Raw genomic sequence first — 20,722 nt, 5'->3', positions numbered from 1 at the left:
CAATGTTTTCTTATTTAGTTTCTAATACAGCTAGTGCGTCGTCTACCAAGCTTGCCCCTAAGACATGCTTAAAATGATTCAAGGCAAACTGGTGATTTTCAGGAGTGAGCGACGCCACTGCAGGTTCTACGACTTCGATCTGGTAGCCGAGATTGTAGGCATCAACCGCTGTATGAAGGACACAGATATCAGTCAAGACACCTGTCAAAATAACGGTATCTACATGGCGTTCCCGCAGGCGGATATCTAGGTCCGTTCCTGAAAAAGCAGAATAATGACGTTTATCCATCCAAAAGACGCGTGGATCCGCTTTATGCTCCTGATAAAAATCTGCCAAAGGGCCGTACAAATCACGTCCACTGGTCCCAATGATATTATGAGGTGGGAAGAGCTTGCTTTCAGGATGAAATGGATCCTCTACGTCATGCGCATCAATGGCAAAAAAGACATAGGCTCCTTGGTCAAAGGCCAATTGGGTCACCTGAGCAATGGTCTCAGAAATGGCTTGTGCAGGAGCACCTGCCGTAAGCTTACCATCATCTGCTACGAAATCGACAGTGTAGTCAATTGAAATCAAGGCTTTAGTCATTAGTAATCTCTTTTCTTAATTTCCTCAAAGATATCTGGAATCAACACCTTGAGATAGGTTCCCTTCATTCCAAGAGAACGGCTTTCAATAATACCAGCTGACTCCAATTTCCGGAGTGCATTGACAATCACAGAGCGAGTAATGCCAATCCGATCCGCGATGATAGAAGCAGTCAACTGTCCCTCATTTCCTTTCAATTCACTAAGGATGGCAGAAACAGCCCGCAACTCCGAGTAAGACAAGGTATTGACAGCCATATTCACCGCTGTCCGACGACGAATATTCTTCTCGTCTTCCTCGCGTTGGTAGTTCAACATTTGAATTCCTACCACGGTACTCGCAATCTCAACCAAGATCAAATCATCATCCGCAAACTGTTTATCATTGCGCCAAATGATCAAGGAACCCAACCGAATCCCAGAAACATGAATAGGCGCAATGGTGGTCAAGCCATCAGGAAATTCAGACTTGGTTTCGACCGGAAAGATACTCAAATCATGGTCCACATCTAAATTAGCTTCTGTATCGTAGACTAAACTAGCTGCCTTGGCATAATCTTCTGGTAATTTTTTATTTTGAAAGAAAGCTTCTACCCGGTCATTGTTGGTCTTGTAACGCATGAAATAACCAAGAAGGGTTCCCTTGCTATTAATGATACAGGCATTACAGTGGATAATATCCGCTAATTGCTGGGCAATATCATTATAAGGCATCTCGAACTGCAACTGTTCATCAGTCCGTTTCAAGATGGATGTAATTTTACGTGTCTTTTCTAATAAGTTTGCCATAATAAACCTCGCATATAGTCAGCTCAAGTATATCATATAAGTGTGGGAATTTCAAACAAATTATCTGAAAATTATTTATTTTTTCTACAATTATGCGCAATTCAGAAAAATGTCGTTTCGATGACATGGATTTTATAAAATGAATCAAAAAAAAGATTGAAGACTTTCCTCTTCAATCCTTTATCTAATTAACGTTTGTATTGCTTCAAGAAACGAGTCATTTTTTCTTGAATTTGAGCTAACTCATCGACACGTGGAAGGTAAACGATCCGGAAGTGATCTGGATCTTTCCAGTTAAAGCCACGGCCATGAACCAAGAGAATTTTTTCTTGCTTCAAGAACTCTAAAACAAATTGCTCGTCATCATCCACGCGGTACATGTCCCGATCAATCTTAGGGAAGATATAGAGACCAGCCTTTGGCTTAACAGCTGAGAGGCCTGGAATATCATTGATGGCTTTGTAGATAAAGTTCCGTTGTTCATAAATTCGACCACCTGGAAGTAAAAGTTCATCCACGGATTGGTAGCCTCCAAGAGAGGTTTGCACAACATGTTGAGACAAGACATTTGAACAAAGACGCATATTGGACAACATGTTCAAGCCTTCGATATAGCCCTTCACGTGATGCTTTGGTCCGGACAGAACCATCCAACCAACACGGAAACCGGCAATCCGGTGAGATTTTGACAAGCCATTCATACTCACACAGAAGAGATCAGGCGCTAAACTTGCGATAGCCGTGTGTTTTTCACCATCCATGACCAAGCGATCGTAAATTTCATCCGCAAAGATGATCAAGTTATTTTGACGAGCGATCTCTACAATCTCAAGCAGGATCTCATCTGGATAGAGGGCACCTGTTGGGTTATTCGGGTTGATGACAACGATAGCCTTAGTGTTTGAGGTGATTTTCGACTTGATATCTTCAATATCTGGATACCAGTTTGCTTCTTCATCACAAAGATAGTGAACCGCATTCCCACCAGCTAGGCTGACGGCTGCTGTCCAAAGAGGATAGTCCGGCATGGGAACCAAGACCTCATCCCCGTTGTCGAGCAGTCCTTGCATGGACATGACGATCAGCTCACTCACTCCATTTCCAAGGTAAATATCATCAATATCCACATTTGGAATTTTTTTCAACTGGCAGTACTGCATGATGGCTTTGCGGGCTGAAAAGATCCCTTTTGAGTCTGAATAGCCTTCACTATCACGCGCATTCATGATCAAATCATGGATAACTTCATCTGGAGCTGTAAAGCCAAATTCAGCAGGATTCCCTGTATTCAAACGTAGAATTTTTTCTCCATTTGCTCGCATGCGCATCGCTTCTTCCAAGACTGGACCACGAATATCGTAAGCGACATGTTCGAGTTTGCTTGATTTATTATATTCCTTCATATTCTGCCTCGATTCACGAAATTATCTCTATTATACCACTAGTTCAAATAGAGTACAAACCGAGGACTTTAAAAATTCTGCAAAAATATAGCAGAAAAGCGAGACTTTACCTTTACATTCTAGCTCAAAAGAGATAAAATATAAGTGTATAAAGAATAGGATTCCCTTCTATTCTATCCATGTTTTCAAGCTATAAGGAGGTAGGATTATGTCTCAAAAATACGAAAACATTATGGTCGCTGTCGACGGTTCTCATGAAGCAGAATTAGCCTTTGAAAAAGGGGTTAACGTTTCTCTTCGCAACGGCTCTAAATTGACTATTGCCCACGTCATCGATACTCGTGCCCTTCAAAGCGTCTCAACTTTTGATGCTGAGGTCTACGAAGAATTGCAAGAAGAAGCTAACGAATTGCTCAAGGGCTACAAGGAACGTGCTGAAAAAGTCGGCGTTCAAAATGTTGTGACTGTTGTAGAAATGGGAAATCCAAAAGTCCTCTTAGCCAATGATATCCCAAGTAAGGAAGGGGTTGACCTTATTATGGTCGGGGCTACCGGACTCAATGCCTTCGAACGGTTAATGGTCGGATCCTCCTCAGAATATATCCTTCGCCACGCCAAAGTAGACTTACTAGTGGTACGTGATAAGGATAAAACCATGTAAGAAAGAAAAAGTTTGGAACAAAGGTTCCAAACTTTTTTAGTTGTCTTTTTTTGCTTCTTTTTGTTTTGCATGTTTTTCGTAGGCCTTGAGCTGGCGATCGAGTTCTTTTTTGATAGCTGGTTCCGGGGCGTATTTTTCTTCCCAATCATCTGGCTTCAGAATTTTGTGGGTTACTGGATCAAAGTGCGCCTTTCCATCTGGGAAAATCTTGCCCATATTGGCCCGGTGAACAATCTCAAAGACCTCTTCAGGATCAACTCCCATTAGTACAAAGCTACCATAAGTCAGATAGAGGGTATCAATTAAGGCATCAACCTGCCCTACCATGGAGATCTCAGCTGGATGCTTGCTCCGAACCTTATCTGCAGCCTTATCCAAGGCTTCGTGAAGAGCTGCTACCGAGCGGTCAAATTCTTCCTCACTTGTGCTAGCTGCTCGGACAAATTCAACCAACTCCTCTTGCTTGAACATGGTTCGATAAAGGGCGTCTTGAGGCTGCCAAACAACTGGTTTCTCCTGGGTTTCCCCATCCATCACACCATGGAAGGTTTTGACCTTATTGAAGTGATCATCCTTAGAAAGAAAGAGTTCTTTCTCTGAGAGAATACCAAAGTGTTGCAGGGCCTTTTGGATGCCATCCTTGCCATTACTAGTCGTGGTATGCTTGGCAATTGCCTTGACACTGGTCGTCCCATTTCCCATCGCAATAGACAAGCCAACACCTGACAGCATCTCTAAGTCATTATCAGAATCTCCAAAAGCCATCACTTCATCGATGTCAAAGCCAAATTCCTGACCAACGATGCGGATCCCTTCTAACTTGGAAATCCCTGGGTTGAGGACATCTGCTGCAAAAGGACTAGACCGTGTGAATTTCAGATCCGGAAACTCTTTTTCAATTTTTGCAGTCTCCTCTGGACTCGATAAGATCAACACTTGGTAGATTGGTTCTTGCGCTAGTGCATAGAGGGTATCCTGATCTTGTGGGACGACCTTGCTGACCACTTTGTTAAATCCACGACTGACTGTACGGGCCATTTTGCGGGGCACAAAGCGACTGGACCAGGTTGAAATAGGACTCATCCCAAAACTCATGATCCGAGAACCGAATACCCCATCCTTGGTACCGAGAGCAATTTCCTTGCGGTGTTCTCGAGCATAGTCAATTAGTTGGTGCAGACTCTTTTTATCGATTGGACTGGTAAATAGCACGCGGTCCTTGGTCAAAATATACTGACCATTATAGGTCACGGCAAAATCAAAGCCATAGCGTTCCATAAACGGTTTGACAAAGGCCGGTCCCCGCCCTGTCGCAAGGCCTACATAGATCCCTTCTTCCTTTAAAGACTGAATAGCTTTTTCTGTTGATTTGAGGACCGCTCGACTATCATTCACCAAGGTTCCATCGATATCAAAAAAGACTGCTTTTATTTCCATGTCTACTGTTTCTTTCTTTTTATGATAAAATAAATTATATCACATATTCCAAGGAGCTTCACATGTTTAAGAAAATTTTAGCACTACATACCGGAGGGACCATTTCGATGGCGGCAGATGACTCTGGGGCAGTGATTACCAATGAAGTCAATCCCATGACCCAAGTCACTTCACCAATTGAAGGGATTGCAGTCACCTCGGAGGACTTCTTCAACCTTCCCAGCCCTCAAATGACACCCCGTCACATGTTAGCTCTATATCAAAAAATCAAAGAGGAAGCTCACAACTACGACGGCATCGTTATTACCCACGGGACAGATACGCTGGAAGAAACGGCTTATTTCTTGGATACCATGGAGTTACCAGAGATTGCTGTGGTCATTACAGGAGCTATGCGAAGCTCCAATGAGCTCGGAAGCGATGGTGTCTATAATTTTCTGACAGCCCTTCGAGTAGCTGCCGATCCAAAAGCACGCGATAAAGGGGTCTTAGTCGTCATGAACGATGAAATTCATGCGGCTAAGTACGTCACCAAAACTCATACCACCAATGTCAGTACCTTTCAGACACCAACCCACGGTCCACTGGGTTTGGTCATGAAAAAGGAAATCCTCTTCTTTAAAACAGCCGAGCCAAGGGTGCGCTTTGATCTCGATACCATCGATGGGTTCGTTCCGATCATTGCTACCTACGCAGGGATGAAATCCGATCTGCTGGACATGCTGGATCTTTCAAAGCTGGATGGTCTCATTATCGAAGCCTTTGGAGCTGGAAACATCCCTAAAGAAACGGCACATAAACTCCAAGAGTTTATAGATGCAGGCCTTCCAATCGCTTTAGTATCCCGTTGCTTCAATGGAATCGCTGAACCCGTCTACGCATATGAAGGAGGAGGCGTCCAACTCCATCAAGCAGGTGTCTTTTTCATCAAAGAATTAAATGCCCCCAAAGCGCGCATCAAACTCCTCATCGCCCTCAATGCCGGCCTAAAAGGACAAGAACTCAAAGACTATATCGAAGGGTAAAATAAGATACAAAGGGCGTAGCGGATACAGTCAAAATAGGGAATACGACGAAGAATCCAAAAGATTCTAGGAGGATTCATCTTTTTGATACAATCCGCAGCCCGTGTTCAATTAATAAGATACAAAGCCCGTAAAATGCCAAGTGAAAATAGGGAGTAGGACAGAAGTGATACTTTGTCGGACGCTTCGTCGTCCTACCCCCACAAGGCTGATTAGGATTCTTCCGAGCTGATAGGCGAGAGAAGAGTCCAATCAGCTACTGTGTCTTGAAGTTAGTACTCGTATAGTTGGCGTTTTTTCACACAGCATTTAGGGCGTGTTCAATTCGTGTAACGGCAAGCACTATGGTGCCTTGCCTAAACGACTCACTAACTCCTCAGGTGGATAGTATCGATCCACCTTCGTCCTGTCGCATTTCATCAAGATACAAAGCCCGTAAAATGCCATCTTAAAGGGAGTAGAGTGGAATCCAAAGAATTTCCACTCTACTCCCTTTTTATATTTTAGTCTAAATGTTCTTTCTTTTCTAAATAAAGCGAGAGCAAATGCCAATCGGGGTGTTCGCGCCAATCTGGCGTGGCTACGATCTTGCTGGCAACTTTCCGCGCTTCTTCCAGAATGGGATAATCTTCTACCAAATCCGCCACTTGAAATTCTGGGATCCCAGATTGACGGGTTCCAAAGATTTCACCTGAACCCCGCATTTTCAAATCTTCTTCCGCCAGCACAAACCCATTGGTTGTCTCTGTCATGATTTTCATGCGCTGCTTGCCACTATCTGTCTTAGGATTGGCTACTAGAATAGCATAGGATTGCTTGTTTCCCCGACCAACCCGGCCTCGTAGCTGGTGAAGTTGGCTAAGACCAAACCGATCTGCATCCATAATGACCATAACGGTTGCATTGGGTACGTTGACTCCTACTTCAATAACGGTCGTAGACACCAAAACATCGACTTGGTGCTCTTTAAAGGCCTGCATGATGGCATCTTTTTCTTCACTTTTCATCTTCCCGTGAAGCAGAGAAACGCGTGCTCGCTGCCCAAAGAAGGTCTCTAGCTCTTCTTGGAGGGCAAGGGCATTTTTCAAATCTAGCGCCTCTGACTCCTCAATCAAGGGAGAAATAAAGTAGGCTTGAGAACCTTTGCCAAGTTCTTTGACTAACCAGTCGAGGACCACTTCTAACTGCTCATGCTTGACCCAACGTGTGATGATTTCCTTGCGTCCCGCAGGCATCTGATCAATGATGGACACATCCATATCTCCAAAAGCCGTGATGGCCAAGGTCCGGGGAATAGGGGTAGCCGTCATCATCAGGACGTCTGGATTTTGTCCTTTTTCTCGAAGAATACGGCGCTGGGAAACCCCAAAGCGGTGTTGCTCATCAATAATGACCAAGCCTAGATTTTGGTAGTGAACTCCCTCTTGAATCAAGGCATGTGTCCCCACATTCAATTGGGCTTTTCCTGAGGCGATCTCTTCTAAGACTTCTCGTTTCTCAGCCGCCTTTAATCCTCCTGTTAGAAGGGCAATTGGCAAATCTGGAAAAAGATTTTGCAAGCTTTCCTTGTGTTGCTCTGCCAAAATCTCCGTTGGAACCATCAAGGCAGCTTGCTTACCAGCGCTTAAGGCTGCATACATAGCAAGACCGGCCACAACTGTCTTCCCGCTTCCCACATCCCCTTGTAAGAGGCGGTTCATATGATAAGGAGAGGCCATATCTGTCAAGATTTCATTCAAGCTGTTTTCTTGAGCTTGCGTTAGCTCAAAGGGAAGCTGTTTTTTTCGTTCTGCTAATTTTTCCGGATCCCAAGCCAAGGAAATCCCTTGGCTGGCATCGTGATTTTCTTCTTTTAGCACTTGGAGTTGCAGCTGGAAAAAGAGGAGCTCTTCAAATTTTACCCGGCGAAGAGCTTGCTTGTACTCTGCCAGATCCTTAGGAAAATGCATAGCTTGCACTGCTTGGGAACGAGACATAAGTTGATAACGATCTCGTAAGATGTGGGGTACATTCTCTTCTAAAAGCTGGTCCAAGCCCTGGTCGAACGCTATTTTGATCAATTTCACCAGGCTGTTTTGGCTCACTCCTTGCGTCACTCGATAGACCGGCTGCAAATCATCTTCCACTTGAGCCAGGAGTTTCATCCCTGTCAAACTGCCTTTGGCCTTGTCCCATTTTCCAAAAATCGCCACTGTCTGCTGAACCTCAATTTTGTCTGCTAGATAGGGTTGGTTGAAAAAATTAACCGCAATGACCTGGTCTCCCTGTTTGATCGAAAAACGCAAGCGATTTCGTTTGTAGCCATAATATTGGACATTGGCTGGTGTTGCTACCACCCCAGAGATGACGGCTTTTTCCCCATCTTCCAACTCTAAAACATTGCGCGTTTTGAAGTCTTCATAGCGAAAAGGGAAATACAAGAGCAGATCTTCTAAGGTTTCAATCCCTAACTTTTTAAATTTTTCCGCCGATTTTGGACCGACTCCAGGCAGTACGGATAAGGGTTGATGTAGATTCATTTCTCCTCCTTTCTTTTATAAAAAAGCAGGTTCATCCGGGAAAATCCCACCTGCTTCTTCTTATTCTTCACCTGTATAGTCACGAGGAATCCGATCACTCAAAAGACAGACCACTTCATAATTAATGGTCCCACGGTAATCTGCAACCTCTGTTGCCGTGATTTCTTTCTCGCCCTCTCGTCCAATCAGGGTAACCTTGGTCCCCAGAGGCAATTCTTCTGGAAGGCGAACAGTAATCTGGTCCATCGAAACGCGACCAACAATGGGACAAAACTCACCCTTGATCAGTACATGGAAATTTTGCATCTCTCGGATCCAGCCATCCGCATAGCCGATAGGAATCGTCCCGATCCATTGGGGTTCTTCTGTCGTATAGGTTGCTCCGTAGCCAATATCTTGACCAGCTTCTAACTGTTTCACATGAACTAACTCACTCACCAAACTCAAGGCTGGCTTAATTTCATAAGGCAAGGCTAGCACAGAACCGCTGGGATTCAAGCCATACATGACATCTCCCAAGCGCACAGCTGTGAAAATCGTATCCGCATGCCACAAAGAGGTGGCTGAATTACTCGCATGGACAATGGGAGGAAGGGTTTCAAGAGCAGCCAATACTTCTTTGAAAAACTGGTATTGCGCTTGGAATTTTCGATCATCTGCCTCATCTGCTGTCGCAAAATGAGTAAAGATTCCTTCAATTTCAGCTCCAGCTGCTATGAGAAGGCGTTCAGCTTCTTTGATCTCTTCGATCGTTCGGAATCCAATCCGCCCCATTCCAGAATCCACCTTGATATGGACCTTCAATCCTGAAAGATCTGCTTCTTGTCCAAGCAATTGAACCAACCAAGCAAGACTCGCCACCGTTAAGCGGATGTCATGCTCTTTGGCTAGATTCACTGTTTCACTCGGCACAACTCCCAAAATCAAAAGAGGGTGTTGCAAACCTTCTTCACGAATTTCAAGGGCTTCATCCATATTGGAAACACAAAAACCATCTACCTGAGGTGCCAATTTTTTGGTCACCGCAACGACCCCATGACCATAGGCATTGGCCTTGACGACTGCATATTTCAAGGCTTGACTCGGAATATGGTCACTGACTTGTTGCACATTAAAGGCAATGGCATCCAAATCGACTCTTGCAACAGTTGGTCTATGTTTACTTGCTTTCATTTTCTTCCTCCAAAATGACACTGGTCGACACTAGGTCTCCCTTATGACTGATCGAAATCCATACCTTCCCAGAAAAAGGAGACTTGGAAAAATAGGGTGCTCCGTGGGCATCATTTAAAATTTCTAAATCTTGAAAACCAACCGGTCCAATCCCTGTTCCCATTGCCTTTGAAAAGGCTTCTTTGGCGGACCATCGGCCCGTTAAATATTCCATTTTCCGTTTTCCAGACAATTCCTCAAAGCGCTCTCGCTCAGCCTCGGTTAAGACTTTTTCAGCGAATCGAGTATTCTTCTGATAGGCTTTTTCAATCGCAGCGATCGATTCGATATCGATGCCATGTCCTTTGATCATCTTGTTTTATCCTTATTTATCGTTTCAGTATCGTTTTACTGACAAAAGAGAAGAGGCTAAAGAATCACTCCTTCCGCCCCTGCCTTTTACTTATTCATCGTTGCAATTTCTTTGACCAAGGCCTGTGTTTTTTCCCAACCCAGGCAAGGGTCTGTGATGGATTGACCATAAACCACTGGTTCATTTTGACGGCCATCTTCTAGATAGGATTCAATCATGAAACCACGAACTAAAGTTGCCAAATCCTTGTTCCAAGCACGGTTCATCATGGTTTCTCTCACGATGCGTACTTGCTCTTCGAATTGTTTGCCAGAGTTATTATGGTTGGTATCCACCAGGATGAAGGGATGTTGCAAGCCCATTTCGCTATAGCGTTTTGCTGCCGCTAGCAAATCTTCATAATGGTAGTTTGGAATATTCTTACCACTTGCATCCAAGCCTCCACGAAGGATCGCATGAGCTAAAGGATTTCCTGATGTTTCCACTGCTTGGGCATTGAACAAAAAGTTTTGGGGATGTTGGGCTGCATAAATCGCATTAAACATGACAGAAAGATTTCCAGAGGTTGGATTCTTCATGCCTGTCGGAGCAGAGATCCCACTAGATACAAAGCGGTGCTCCTGGTCTTCAACCGAACGCGCTCCAATGGCATGATAAGAAATCAAATCCTCAACATACGGAAGACTTGCTGGATAAAGCAACTCATCCGCAGTTGTCAAACCAGTCTCGGTAATCACACGGTAGTGGAGATGCCGGACCGCTTTCAAACCATCCACAAAGCTTGGTGCTGCATGTGTATCTGGTTGGTGCATCAAGCCTTTATAGCCATCCCCATTGGTCCGAGGTTTAGCCGTATAGACCCGCATCACAATGAAAATCTGATCTTTAACTTGCTCTTGCAAGTCTGCCAAACGACGGGCATAGTCCATCACAGCTTCTTCATTATCAGAAGAGCAAGGCCCGATCACAAGAAGGATCCGTTGGTCTTCTCCTTTGATAATAGCTTCCAATTCTCGATCACGCGCTTCTTTGCGCTCCAAGGCTGAACCTTCCAAGCGGTAAAGCGAAGTGATCTCTTGCTCATCAATCTTATTGCTCTTCGTAATGAATACCATACGGCCTCCTTATGCTAGCTAGACCCATCCTCTTTCTATTTCAGAGGAGCTCTTAAAATTTACGTCCGTGACAGTTTTTAAATTTCTTGCCTGAACCACAAGGGCACAAATCGTTGCGTTTCACTTGTGACAAGTCAATATCTGCTGGAATATCTTGTTGTTGCGCTGCAATGTTGCGAGTCGCAGTTGTTGAAATACTGTGTTCCGTACGTGGACGTTCTTGTTCGTGAATTTGGGCTTTCATCATGAGACGAGTCACATCAAATTCAATCGATCCGATCATATCGTTAAACATACGGAAACTTTCTGATTGGTATTCTACCACTGGGTTGTTTTGCGCATACCCACGGAGTCCAACCGCATTTCGCAATTGATCCAAAGCATCGATATGGTCCGTCCACTTGCTGTCCACCACGCGAAGGATCAAGACTTTTTGGAATTCTTGCACAGACTCTTCGTCACGCAATTTCGCTACTTGGCTAGCATAGATTTCTTCTGCACGTGCATACAAGTAATCGATGACTTCCTTGTCAGATTTTCCTTCAATATCGCTTGCAGAAATCGTATCTTCCGGAACCAAATTGTATTTGGCAAAGTTCAGAATCGCTTCAACGCGTTCTTCCTTACTTGAGTGGCTGGCTCCTTCAACAATCCGTTTGATGGTCCGTTTGATCATGGCCTTGATTTCAGGCGCCAAATCACGGTTAGCTGTGATGACATCATAGCGTTCAGCGTAGATAATTTCCCGTTGTTCCCGCATCACGTCATCGTATTGAAGGACTTGTTTACGGGTATCGTAGTTGTTTCCTTCAACCCGTTTTTGTGCACCCTCTACTTGACGTGTGAACATATTTGAACGGATCACCGATTCTTCTTCGCTCAACTTGAAGCGATCAAGCACTGCTTTGATCCGTTCAGAACCGAAACGGCGCATCAATTCATCTTCAAGAGACAAGTAGAATTGAGATTCACCTGGATCCCCTTGACGTCCTGAACGTCCACGAAGCTGGTTATCGATCCGACGACTTTCGTGACGTTCTGTCCCGATGACACACAGTCCACCGAGTTCGCGAACACCTTCACCAAGCTTGATATCGGTACCACGTCCGGCCATGTTGGTCGCGATGGTAACAGCACCACGTTGACCAGCGTTCATGATGATTTGCGCTTCTTTGTAGTGGTTTTTCGCATTCAAAACTTCGTGAGGGACACCTGCTTGAACCAACAATTGAGAAAGGTAATCACTGGTTTCAACGGCAACAGTACCTACTAGGACTGGTTGACCTTTTTCATGACGAGACTTGACATCTTCCACAACAGCCTTGAATTTTGATTTCAAGCTTGGGTAGAGAAGGTCTGGATGGTCAATACGGGCAATCGGACGGTTGGTTGGAATTGGAATCACGCGAATGTTATAAATTTCACGGAATTCTTCTTCTTCAGTTTTCCCTGTCCCTGTCATCCCTGACAACTTCTTGTACATACGGAAGAGGTTTTGGTAAGTAATCGATGCAGATGTTTTGGTTTCTTCTTGAACTGGAACACCTTCTTTGGCTTCGATCGCTTGGTGAAGTCCATCAGAATAGCGACGTCCTTCCATGGTCCGACCAGTAAATTGGTCGACGATCAAGATTTCTTGATCTTCGCTGACCACATAGTCGATATCCAAAATCATGATGTAGTTGGCACGAAGGGCATTGTCGATAAAGTGAGTCAAAGCTACGTTTTCAATATCGTACAAGTTTTCAAGATTAAAGTAGCTTTCTGCCTTATCGATTCCTGAATCAGACAAACCGATGGTTTTAGATGGGACATCGATAATGTAATCGTCCTCTGTCAAGGTCTTCACATAAGCATCCGCCATGTGATAGAGCTGGCTCGTATCAGAAGCTGTTTGACCAGAAACGATCAATGGAGTACGCGCTTCGTCAATCAAGATGGAGTCTACCTCATCGACCAAGGCATAGTTCAATGGACGTTGAACCATGTTTTCTGCACGCACAACCATGTTGTCACGCAAGTAGTCAAAACCAATCTCCGAGTTGGTTGAGTATGTGATATCACAGAGGTAAGCTTCTTTTTTCTCAGCTGGAGATTTTGCCGCAAGGTTGATCCCTACTGAAAGGCCAAGCCATGAGTAAAGTTCTCCCATCTCTGTTGCATCCCGCTCGGTCAAGTATTCATTGACGGTAACAACGTGCACCCCTTTGCCAGACAAGGCATTCAAGTATACCGGCATGGTTGCTGTCAAGGTTTTTCCTTCCCCTGTACGCATCTCTGGAACGTCACCATGGTGAAGGACGATTCCCCCCATGACCTGAACCTTGTATGGGAACAAACCAAGAACCCGTTTTGCAGCTTCACGAACAACTGCAAAAGCCTCGTACAAGAGATCATCCAAAGACTCACCATCTTGGTAGCGTTGCTTAAACTCAACTGTTTTCGCTTTTAATTCGTCATCCGTCAAAGCTGCCATTTGGTCTTCATAAGAAAAGACCTTGTCAGCCATTTTTTCAAGGCGTTTGATTTCGCCTCGATCATTTTCAATAATTGTTTTTAATAAATTTGCCATTTTTTTCCTTACTTTGAATTTTTCAAAATCTAAAATGTTCTTTTTATTCTAGCATTTTTTAAACATTTTTTCAAGATCAAGGCTGTATCTTACAAGACTTTCGAGTGGTTTTTTTCGTGTAAGAAAATCCAAAAAGATGCCTGCTCAAGCAGACATCTTTTCTATATACGGTGTTTATTCAGACAAATGGTAAGAATAGCTTGCCACAACCACTTCTTCATGCCAACGAAGTGCATACTTCAATTTCAAACTCATTTGGTTGTGGAGAATATTTTGCCAATGTTTTTTAGGAATAAATTGAGGGACTAAGACTGTAACGGTGTTGCCTTTTTCCTTGGCCTCCTCAGCTACTTTTGAGACAAATTCAACTGTTGGCTGGATAATATCCCGGTAACTCGTCATGACATTTTCAAAGCGAATATGAGGGAAATAACGCTTAAATTCTTCTGCTACCTCAGCATCTTTGACCTTGGTTTCTTCCGTTGAGACGTGCATAGCTATAACATCGTTTCCTAGGCTATTTGCATAACTCATAGCTCCCACACTTACCTGAGTGACATTCCCAACAAGGACAATCACGGTATTGCCCGCATAACTTGTCTTTTCAATCTTACCTCCCAAGCGCAATTGAGCCGCAACTTTATCATAGTGATTACGGATACTCAAGAACATCCAAAGCAAGAGACCAATAATAGGGAAGAAGGGCCAGATCTCACGCAAACGGAATAATAAGAGGATCAAGACAATCCCATAACAGATGGCTGCCCCCAGGATATTGGCAAGCGAATACTTAAGAAATCCTTTTTGATATTGGCGTTTCCAGTGGATCACCATCCCTGTTTGAGAAAGGGCAAAAGGAATGAAGACCCCGATGGTATAAAGCGGAATCAAGCTTTCTGTTTGCCCATCAAAGATCAAGAGCAAAACGATGGCACCAATCGCCAAGGTCAAAATCCCATTAGAATAGCCCAGACGATCCCCTTTTTCCATATACATGTGTGGCATGTATTTATTTTTAGCCATGTTAAAGGCCAACATTGGAAAGGCTGAGAAACCGGTATTAGCCGCAACTGCCAAGATCAAGGCTGTTGATAATTGGAAGACGTAAAAGAAGGCTTGTCCGACTGGGGAATTCCCTAAGATGGCTTGGGCCATTTGGGCTAGAGTCGTTACCCCTTTTGCCGGAACGACACCCACCCAGTAATTGAGGAAGGTAATCCCTGCAAACATGATCCCCAAAATCAAAGCCATGATGGTCAAGGTAGAGGCTGCATTCTTTGCTTTTGGTTTCTTAAAGAAAGGAACCGAATTGGAGATGGCTTCAACCCCTGTTAGTGAAGCCGATCCACTCGTAAAGGCCCGCAATAAGAGAATGACACTAACCCCTGAAATGGTTTGACCCACATGAGCAGTTGCGTTATAGGCCAAGTGACCCGTCAAGATTTGGATCACACCATAGCCGATCAAGGCAATGGTACTGACAATGAACAGATAGACCGGAATCATCAACGATGTCGCTGATTCGCGCAATCCCCTCAGGTTCATCAGCATCAAGAGCAAGACCAATAAAATGGAAATGTGAAGATTATAAGGATGAAGAGATGGAATCGCTGACGTGATGGCATCTGCACCGGAAGAAACAGATACTGCCACTGTCAGCATGTAGTCGACTAAGAGACTACCACCAGCAATCAAACCCGCTTTGGGAGACAAGTTCTCCGTAGTCACCATGTAGGCCCCTCCCCCTTGAGGGTAGGCATGAATGACCTGGCGATAAGAAATCGTTAAACTGGCTAGGAGAACCAGGACCACAATCCCAATCGGAATGGACCACCAAATGGCTCCCGCTGAAACGGTCATCAAGACCAGGATAACTTGCTCTGGACCGTAGGCGATAGAAGAAAGCGCGTCACTAGAGAGCATGGCCAAGGCCTGCATTTTCCCAAGCAATCCGCCTTCACCTTCTGCACCAGATTTCAACGGACGGCCAATAAACCATTTTTTCAATGTTGAAAACATAAAAAACTCCTTGAAAAAAGATCATGAGGCCGGGAATTCCCTGCCTCTTTTTCATAAAACAGGGGTTATTCTACTCCTTTTTTTCAAGACTGTCAACTAAAATTGTGAAATTTTCATAAAGCTTTCATTGTGTCCATTCATCCAAGCTCTCTTAGATCAGCCAGCTTCTTTTCAAATTGATCCAAGCAAAAAACGAGGCTGGGACAAAAATCCTAGCCTCTCAATTAATTTTGGATTGTCGAGCAAGACGCAGTGGTTGAGTGGGCTCTACTACGCTGATTTCATCAGCTTATACAGCTCTACTCAACTGTGCGGAGGTGGGACGACGAAATCGAATTCTAACGAATGACCGATTTCTGTCCCACTCTCACTTTTTTATTTTGCTTGATTTTCGATATAAAAGGCAATGACATCCGAAGTGTACTGGGCTGTGCCAGCTCCAAACTTGTCGATGTTTTCCTTGAATTCTGGATTATAGACATAGCCTTTGCCGATATGGCCAAAAACCTCTATAGAGCAGTCAAATCCATACGTTCGAATCGCGTCTAAAAGTTTGGCTGCTTCTTCTTGGTTTTCCGACGCTGTTACCGGCAAACCAGCTTGGAGGTTTTTCGCCAAGACTTGGAAGACTTGATTAAAGGCTCTTGTCGCCTCCTCTTCTCGACCTTTTTGACGTTCAAGCGCTTGATCCATGACTTCTTGACCGTACTTCTCTACCGCCTCTTGCTGGTATTTTTGAGTATCTTGGTAGCTAAATCCAGTAAATTTTTCCTCAATGGTCATTTTTCTTTCTCCTTTTTGTTCTTGAATGGTTTTTTGCAAGGTAGAAATCAAGGTATCCAGACGTTGTCTTTCTTGTGTCAAATAGTCCAACTGCCTGGTCAAATGGGGCAATAAGTTAGATTTTTCTTCGGCTAAGAGTTCTGCTATTTGGTCTAAGGAAAATCCTAGATACTTGTAGTAGAGAATCACCTGTAATCGTTCTAAATCTTCTTGACTGTATGTCCGATAGCCATTTTCAGATTTCACAGGGACGAGAAGTCCTATCTTGTCATAGTGGTGCAAGGTCTTGACAGAGACACCTGACAGCTCTGCAGCTTCTTTGATATGGTACATGATTTCCTCCTTACAAGGATAGTATAATCTCTCCCCTTAGGTCAGAGTCAAGGCTTAACATAAAAAAGTTTTCAGATAAAAAAGGCTTGAGTTGTTTCACAGCTTTTAACTCAAACCCTTTTTTTATGGATGACTCACGATCAATTCTAAACCTTGCCCTTCCAAAGTCCAGGATTCAACATCGCTCGGTAAGATAAAGTGGCTTCCCTTTTGAATAGGATAATCCTTTCCATCTACCGTCAATTTCCCTTCTCCGGCTAAGACGCTCAACAAGCTGTAATCAGCGGTCTTTTCAAAATCAGCTTTTCCAGTCAGTTCCCACTTATAAACGGTGAAGAAATCACTGGCAACCAAGGTGGTCATACGAAGATCATCGATCACAACTGTATCTGGATGGCTATTGGCAGGCTCACCGATGTTTAACACATCAATTGATTTTTCCAAGTGAAGTTCCCGCAAGTTTCCTTGAGCATCCTTACGGTCAAAATCATAAACCCGGTAGGTGGTGTCACTCGACTGTTGGGTTTCAAGAATCAAAATTCCAGATCCAATGGCGTGCATGGTCCCACTTGGCACATAGAAGAAATCTCCAGCCTTGACAGGAACTTTTGTCAGCAAGGCATCCCAGTTCTTGTCCTCAATTTGCTGGCGGAGTTCTTCTTTTGACTTGGCATTGTGTCCATAGATAATCTCAGATCCTTCATCGGCCGCAATCACGTACCAACACTCAGTTTTTCCAAGTTCCCCTTCATGCTCCATTGCATAGGTATCATCTGGGTGCACCTGTACACTGAGCCAATCGTTGGCATCCAAAATCTTTGTTAATAAAGGAAAGACAGGCTCTTTACGATTACCGAATAATTCCCGGTGTTCTTGATAAAGCTGATCCAATCCCATTCCTTCGTATGGACCATTGGCTACTTTAGAAACTCCATGTGGATGGGCTGAAATCGCCCAAAATTCACCGACATGGTCGCTCGGAATTTCGTAACCAAATTCTTCTTTCAGACGAGTTCCTCCCCAAATTTTTTCCTGCATGACTGAATGTAAAAATAATGGTTGTCCCATAATATCCTCCTCGCATTTCATGTTTCTATTATACAAAAAAAAGAAAGTTTTTGAAAGCCCTTTCCATCATTTTCCTCTCTCGCCAGAAACTTCATTTTTGTGTATAATGAAAGGGATGACACTAAAAGAAAACATTATCCAACTGGCGCATTCTATTGGGATTTCAAAAATTGGCTTTACAACCGCTGATGACTTCGCTTATTTGGAAAAATCGCTCCGCTTGGCCGTTGAGGAAGGACGGAATTCTGGATTCGAGCATAAGAATATTGAAGAGCGCATCCAACCCAAATTAAGTCTCTCCTCCGCTAAGACCATCATCTCAATCGCTGTCGCCTACCCCCACAAACTCAAGCAGCAACCTCAAAAAACAGCCTATAAAAGAGGAAAATTCACGCCCAACAGCTGGGGATTAGACTACCATTATGTCCTTCAAGACAAGCTCAACCGCTTAGCTGCTGGGATTGAAGAAATGACGCAAGATTTTGAATACAAGGGCATGGTCGATACTGGAGCACTGGTTGATACGGCTGTCGCCCAACGAGCTGGTATTGGCTTTATCGGAAAAAATGGCTTGGTCATTTCAAAAGAATACGGTTCTTACATGTTTCTGGGCGAATTGATTACCAACCTCGAAATCGAACCGGATCAGCCAGTCGACTATGGTTGTGGAGACTGTCGACGTTGTTTAGATGCATGCCCAACCTCCTGTTTAATCGGAGATGGCTCTATGAATGCCAAGCGTTGTTTGTCCTTCCAAACCCAAGACAAGGGCATGATGGACCTAGAATTTCGCAAGAAAATTAAAACGGTCATCTATGGATGTGACATCTGTCAGATTTGCTGCCCTTATAACAAAGGGCTAGATAATCCCTTAGCAACAGAAATCGATCCTGATCTGGCTCATCCAGAGTTGATTCCTTTTATCGAGCTGTCCAACGGACAATTTAAGGAAAAATTCGGACATGTTGCTGGAAGTTGGCGAGGCAAGAACATCCTCCAGCGCAATGCCATCATTGCATTAGCCAATGCCAATGACCGTTCGGCCATCCCTAAGCTCCTGAACATCATCGAAACTTCACAAAATCAGATTCATATTGCAACGGCTATCTGGTCCTTAGGGCAACTGCTTCGTGAAGTCACGCCGGACCTTGTTGAGCTCTTACGGAATATCAAACATCCGACCGATGCTATCATAGAAGAACGAACTGCTTTCTTTGAAAAATTCGGCATTCAAGCAGATTCACAGCTACAATGAAAAAACACTAAGGTTGTCACCTTAGTGTGAAGGCGTATACAAATTGCTATTTTATACAAATCTATTAACTTCTGTAAAAATAAAAAAATTTATTCGTTAGAATTATTCAATCATCAACTGAAACTTTCCGACGTGAGAAAAGCTCTTGAAACTTAATAGTTTCAAGAGCTCGGGAGTTTTGAGACCTTAGGCTCAAAACTAAGTCATGGAACTTCTTCGAAGTTCGCTGACGTCCGTAGTCACCTAAGGAAAGTTTCTAAAATGACTTTGTCATCAATCTGACACTAAGGTTGTATCCTTAGTGTTTTTTTAGTTCTTTCAAGAAATACCAACTACCCATCTCTACTTGGTTAAAGCAAATCTCACTTGAATAGACTTCCTTGTAACCATTTTTCGTGTAAAAATAGACATTTCCTTTGGTATTGGTATAAAAGGCTAGTTTTTTTCCTTGGATCTCTTCCAAGAAAGGCTCAATTCCTTCTATCATAAAGCGACTGCCATAGCCCTGCCGTTGGTGTTTAGGGGCGACTGCAAGAAGCATCAAATACCAATCAAAATCTACATTTTGCTCCAATTCCTTATCCGTGTCCTCCATAAATTTAAAGTAGGACAACATATTCTTCAAGGAAATAAACTTGAGCAAACCGAATCCCCCATTTAAGAGATAGGCCCGAAAAGGGATCGGTTCCTTTTGCAACAAGGCAACTGCATAAATTTCATCATTTTTTTCTGCCACAAGGCAAATATGGTGCTTAAGAAAAACCTTTACCAGGATGCGCATCATTGCCTCAACAAAGGATGGGTATTGCTTGGGATCCCGAACCAAATCCTTGATAACTTTTAAAAATAGATAGTCCTCAAAGGCTGTACTGGCTACTCGAACCACCTGATCCAGATCTGCTTTTTCTGCTTTTCTGTACTTCATCTTCTCTCCTATTCTAAGTCCACTTTCCAGTATACACTATGATACGCTGTTAGACAAAGGTCAATTTTCAGCAATTTGTTCATTCAAGCCAGCAAAAAGAGTCCTCCCCAGACGAGTCCCAGCCCCCAAGCGACGAGGACATCCTTGGGATAATGAACCCCTCCAAGAACTCGGACAAGGGCTAATAGAAGAGATAGGAGCATCGAGCACATTCCTAGCGGAAGCGACAACTGGCAGACACACATCGAGATAATGGTCGCCGAAAAAACATGTCGGCTAGGAAAGGAATGTCCGGATGAATTCTTTTCTAATAAGGGTTGAATCTCCCATTTCTCATAAGGTCTCGGAACATTGACCCAATGACGAAAGAGGCTAAACAAGACAAAACCCGAAGCAGGGATCCAGATAAAAGGCCAGATGCCTCCCATTGAAGTTTTCTTAAAAAACAGCCAACAAAAGACCAGGCCGTAGATGCCTGGCATCACGAACGTCAAGATTCGATTCGTCCTTTGAAGGACCTGCACACGATGTGGTTTTCTCGTAAAAGGCAGGGTTAGCCAACGATAAAATTTCGGATAATCTTGAAGATTGGGCTTCATGTCGGCACTCCTGTCTTTCATCTTATTTTATACTACTAGTATACGCGATCCTAAGAAATACTGTCAAGCCAGGCTTATTTTTTTTCCTTTCTTTCTTCTTTTTCAC

17 protein-coding genes are annotated in these 20,722 nt (G+C 43.8%); 3 read left to right on the top strand and 14 right to left on the bottom strand.

The features are described from left to right. Positions 1 to 10: 10 nt before the first annotated feature. The 3 genes from O3646_RS05945 to O3646_RS05935 all read right to left on the bottom strand — a co-directional run bounded on the left by O3646_RS05945 (position 11) and on the right by O3646_RS05935 (position 2,780). The gene (locus O3646_RS05945) at positions 11 to 589 is read right to left on the bottom strand and encodes a cysteine hydrolase family protein (RefSeq protein WP_049484006.1); all 579 of its coding nucleotides are present in this window, start codon (positions 587 to 589) and stop codon (positions 11 to 13) included. Beyond that, positions 589 to 1,377, bottom strand: a complete 789-nt coding sequence (gene codY / locus O3646_RS05940; protein ID WP_024054997.1) for a GTP-sensing pleiotropic transcriptional regulator CodY — start codon at positions 1,375 to 1,377, stop codon at positions 589 to 591. The genes O3646_RS05945 and codY overlap by 1 nt, the downstream gene beginning before the upstream one ends. Positions 1,378 to 1,565: 188 nt before the next feature. Then, a complete protein-coding gene (locus O3646_RS05935; RefSeq protein ID WP_021153766.1) occupies positions 1,566 to 2,780 on the bottom strand; it encodes a pyridoxal phosphate-dependent aminotransferase in 1,215 nt (404 codons plus the stop codon). A gap of 208 nt (positions 2,781 to 2,988) precedes the next feature. Here O3646_RS05935 and O3646_RS05930 point away from each other — a divergent pair, with 208 nt between their 5' ends. Further along, positions 2,989 to 3,441 (top strand): universal stress protein, encoded by a 453-nt coding sequence (locus O3646_RS05930; RefSeq protein ID WP_003008541.1) that lies wholly within the window; start codon positions 2,989 to 2,991, stop codon positions 3,439 to 3,441. 36 nt (positions 3,442 to 3,477) lie between these two features. Here the strand turns inward: O3646_RS05930 and O3646_RS05925 are convergent, their stop codons facing one another. Then, positions 3,478 to 4,878 (bottom strand): Cof-type HAD-IIB family hydrolase, encoded by a 1,401-nt coding sequence (locus O3646_RS05925; protein ID WP_049473128.1) that lies wholly within the window; start codon positions 4,876 to 4,878, stop codon positions 3,478 to 3,480. A 62-nt stretch (positions 4,879 to 4,940) separates the two neighbouring features. On the opposite strand from O3646_RS05925, the gene O3646_RS05920 reads away from it, so the two are divergent. Next, positions 4,941 to 5,903 (top strand): asparaginase, encoded by a 963-nt coding sequence (locus O3646_RS05920; protein ID WP_003005093.1) that lies wholly within the window; start codon positions 4,941 to 4,943, stop codon positions 5,901 to 5,903. A 503-nt stretch (positions 5,904 to 6,406) separates the two neighbouring features. On the opposite strand, the gene recG is transcribed toward O3646_RS05920, so the two are convergent. The 8 genes from recG to manA form a co-directional block, all read right to left on the bottom strand. Beyond that, on the bottom strand, positions 6,407 to 8,422 hold the full coding sequence (recG, locus tag O3646_RS05915; protein ID WP_371610668.1) for an ATP-dependent DNA helicase RecG: 2,016 nt from the start codon (positions 8,420 to 8,422) through the stop codon (positions 6,407 to 6,409). A 60-nt stretch (positions 8,423 to 8,482) separates the two neighbouring features. Continuing rightward, positions 8,483 to 9,595 carry an alanine racemase gene (alr, locus tag O3646_RS05910; RefSeq protein WP_003005005.1) on the bottom strand — a complete coding sequence of 371 codons (1,113 nt, stop codon included), beginning with the start codon at positions 9,593 to 9,595 and terminating at the stop codon, positions 8,483 to 8,485. Further along, positions 9,582 to 9,947, bottom strand: coding sequence for a holo-ACP synthase (acpS, locus tag O3646_RS05905; protein WP_003005615.1), 366 nt, complete (start codon positions 9,945 to 9,947; stop codon positions 9,582 to 9,584). Before acpS ends, alr begins: the two co-directional genes overlap by 14 nt. A gap of 86 nt (positions 9,948 to 10,033) precedes the next feature. Continuing rightward, entirely contained in the window at positions 10,034 to 11,062 is a 1,029-nt protein-coding gene (locus tag O3646_RS05900) for a 3-deoxy-7-phosphoheptulonate synthase (protein WP_201087512.1), read from the bottom strand. A 52-nt stretch (positions 11,063 to 11,114) separates the two neighbouring features. Continuing rightward, positions 11,115 to 13,634 carry a preprotein translocase subunit SecA gene (gene secA, locus O3646_RS05895; protein WP_021153773.1) on the bottom strand — a complete coding sequence of 840 codons (2,520 nt, stop codon included), beginning with the start codon at positions 13,632 to 13,634 and terminating at the stop codon, positions 11,115 to 11,117. A gap of 174 nt (positions 13,635 to 13,808) precedes the next feature. Next, on the bottom strand, positions 13,809 to 15,653 hold the full coding sequence (locus O3646_RS05890) for an APC family permease (protein ID WP_129823964.1): 1,845 nt from the start codon (positions 15,651 to 15,653) through the stop codon (positions 13,809 to 13,811). A 375-nt stretch (positions 15,654 to 16,028) separates the two neighbouring features. Further along, positions 16,029 to 16,769, bottom strand: a complete 741-nt coding sequence (locus tag O3646_RS05885) for a MerR family transcriptional regulator (protein WP_129823963.1) — start codon at positions 16,767 to 16,769, stop codon at positions 16,029 to 16,031. 123 nt (positions 16,770 to 16,892) lie between these two features. Then, positions 16,893 to 17,837 carry a mannose-6-phosphate isomerase, class I gene (gene manA, locus O3646_RS05880; protein WP_003005297.1) on the bottom strand — a complete coding sequence of 315 codons (945 nt, stop codon included), beginning with the start codon at positions 17,835 to 17,837 and terminating at the stop codon, positions 16,893 to 16,895. A 115-nt stretch (positions 17,838 to 17,952) separates the two neighbouring features. On the opposite strand from manA, the gene queG reads away from it, so the two are divergent. Then, on the top strand, positions 17,953 to 19,092 hold the full coding sequence (gene queG, locus O3646_RS05875; RefSeq protein WP_070665525.1) for a tRNA epoxyqueuosine(34) reductase QueG: 1,140 nt from the start codon (positions 17,953 to 17,955) through the stop codon (positions 19,090 to 19,092). 298 nt (positions 19,093 to 19,390) lie between these two features. Here the strand turns inward: queG and O3646_RS05870 are convergent, their stop codons facing one another. Beyond that, positions 19,391 to 20,017, bottom strand: coding sequence for a GNAT family N-acetyltransferase (locus O3646_RS05870; protein WP_049487923.1), 627 nt, complete (start codon positions 20,015 to 20,017; stop codon positions 19,391 to 19,393). 83 nt (positions 20,018 to 20,100) lie between these two features. Next, positions 20,101 to 20,616, bottom strand: coding sequence for a phosphatase PAP2 family protein (locus O3646_RS05865; RefSeq protein WP_371610667.1), 516 nt, complete (start codon positions 20,614 to 20,616; stop codon positions 20,101 to 20,103). Positions 20,617 to 20,722 lie beyond the last annotated feature (106 nt).

The organism is Streptococcus sp. 27098_8_148 (genome assembly GCF_041432105.1).
Taxonomy (GTDB): Bacteria; Bacillota; Bacilli; order Lactobacillales; family Streptococcaceae; genus Streptococcus; species Streptococcus parasanguinis_AE.
The sequence above is the reverse complement of the archived record's forward strand: the minus strand, read 5'-3'. Positions and strand labels throughout refer to the sequence as shown.

Excerpts from the sequence above, each read along its gene's own strand:
- O3646_RS05945 (WP_049484006.1), bottom strand. The coding sequence starts at position 589 with ATGACTAAAGCCTTGATTTCAATTGACTACACTGTCGATTTCGTAGCA.
- codY (WP_024054997.1), bottom strand. The coding sequence starts at position 1,377 with ATGGCAAACTTATTAGAAAAGACACGTAAAATTACATCCATCTTGAAA.
- O3646_RS05935 (WP_021153766.1), bottom strand. The coding sequence starts at position 2,780 with ATGAAGGAATATAATAAATCAAGCAAACTCGAACATGTCGCTTACGAT.
- O3646_RS05930 (WP_003008541.1), top strand. The coding sequence starts at position 2,989 with ATGTCTCAAAAATACGAAAACATTATGGTCGCTGTCGACGGTTCTCAT.
- O3646_RS05925 (WP_049473128.1), bottom strand. The coding sequence starts at position 4,878 with ATGGAAATAAAAGCAGTCTTTTTTGATATCGATGGAACCTTGGTGAAT.
- O3646_RS05920 (WP_003005093.1), top strand. The coding sequence starts at position 4,941 with ATGTTTAAGAAAATTTTAGCACTACATACCGGAGGGACCATTTCGATG.
- recG (WP_371610668.1), bottom strand. The coding sequence starts at position 8,422 with ATGAATCTACATCAACCCTTATCCGTACTGCCTGGAGTCGGTCCAAAA.
- alr (WP_003005005.1), bottom strand. The coding sequence starts at position 9,595 with ATGAAAGCAAGTAAACATAGACCAACTGTTGCAAGAGTCGATTTGGAT.
- acpS (WP_003005615.1), bottom strand. The coding sequence starts at position 9,947 with ATGATCAAAGGACATGGCATCGATATCGAATCGATCGCTGCGATTGAA.
- O3646_RS05900 (WP_201087512.1), bottom strand. The coding sequence starts at position 11,062 with ATGGTATTCATTACGAAGAGCAATAAGATTGATGAGCAAGAGATCACT.
- secA (WP_021153773.1), bottom strand. The coding sequence starts at position 13,634 with ATGGCAAATTTATTAAAAACAATTATTGAAAATGATCGAGGCGAAATC.
- O3646_RS05890 (WP_129823964.1), bottom strand. The coding sequence starts at position 15,653 with ATGTTTTCAACATTGAAAAAATGGTTTATTGGCCGTCCGTTGAAATCT.
- O3646_RS05885 (WP_129823963.1), bottom strand. The coding sequence starts at position 16,769 with ATGTACCATATCAAAGAAGCTGCAGAGCTGTCAGGTGTCTCTGTCAAG.
- manA (WP_003005297.1), bottom strand. The coding sequence starts at position 17,837 with ATGGGACAACCATTATTTTTACATTCAGTCATGCAGGAAAAAATTTGG.
- queG (WP_070665525.1), top strand. The coding sequence starts at position 17,953 with ATGACACTAAAAGAAAACATTATCCAACTGGCGCATTCTATTGGGATT.
- O3646_RS05870 (WP_049487923.1), bottom strand. The coding sequence starts at position 20,017 with ATGAAGTACAGAAAAGCAGAAAAAGCAGATCTGGATCAGGTGGTTCGA.
- O3646_RS05865 (WP_371610667.1), bottom strand. The coding sequence starts at position 20,616 with ATGAAGCCCAATCTTCAAGATTATCCGAAATTTTATCGTTGGCTAACC.